A 314-nucleotide genomic window follows, 5' to 3' on the forward strand; every position below is an offset into this window, starting at 1 on the left:
CCTATCAGTTTTAGAAAAGCTGTTTCTCCCATCAAAGACAGTATTATAGTCATTGTATTTTGTCTGTTTTTCAATAAATTCTTCTATCTTTTCTACGGCTCGTTGAATCTTAGTTTTTCGTCTTCCTTTACCTTCTACGAACTTTATATTTTGTTGAAGTTTGATTTTATCTAGCAACTCTAAGATAGACTTCAATTCTTCTAGATTAACTTTTGACTCAGGGATAATAAATACTGTGTTAAAGTCGTTATTTATTTCTTCAATAAACTTCTTAACTTTTTCAAGCAACTTTGTTTCAAACTTATTTGTGGCTC

1 pseudogene is annotated in these 314 nt (G+C 29.6%); it reads right to left on the minus strand.

Annotated features, from left to right (window positions below):
* Positions 1-314, minus strand: a pseudogene (locus N4T77_RS20185) (IS1182 family transposase); the annotation flags it as partial.

Source organism: Clostridium sp. CX1 (assembly GCF_025398335.1).
Taxonomy (GTDB): domain Bacteria; phylum Bacillota; class Clostridia; order Clostridiales; family Clostridiaceae; genus Clostridium_AM; species Clostridium_AM tanneri.